Origin of the sequence: Alexandriicola marinus (assembly GCF_004000435.1) — a bacterium.
GTDB classification, from domain to species: Bacteria; Pseudomonadota; Alphaproteobacteria; order Rhodobacterales; family Rhodobacteraceae; genus Alexandriicola; species Alexandriicola marinus.
The window spans coordinates 1-327 of sequence record NZ_RBVZ01000084.1; the positions used below are offsets into that span (position 1 = coordinate 1).

General features: G+C 60.6%; 1 protein-coding gene. It reads right to left on the bottom strand.

Annotated features, from left to right (window positions below; genetic code table 11):
* Positions 1 to 110 precede the first annotated feature (110 nt).
* The coding region (locus EP376_RS22780) for a DUF418 domain-containing protein (protein ID WP_127657733.1) at positions 111 to 327 on the bottom strand (217 nt) is incomplete at its 5' end.

The window sequence follows — 327 nt, forward strand, 5'->3', positions numbered from 1 at the left end:
CAAGTGGCGGAGGTGATGGGCCTGACGTCCAACCTTCTCCACCTCAAGCATCTGATAAATAGTCACATTTCACTGGCGCCGTTGTGACTTCACCGACCGAACACGAGGCGTCACGTCCCGAGACGGGCATACGTGATCCGTCGCAGGAGCCACTCGAAGGGGCCCAGTTTGAAGTAGGCCCGCCAGATCAGCAGGCTTGCAATTAAACCGCCCGTCGCGCCGAGCGCGAACAGAATGGCTGTCAGCCGGTCCACGGCGCTCCACAGCCCGAGCCCGTAGCCCGAGAAGATCGTCGACAGGATGATCGACTGGCCGAGGTATATGCTC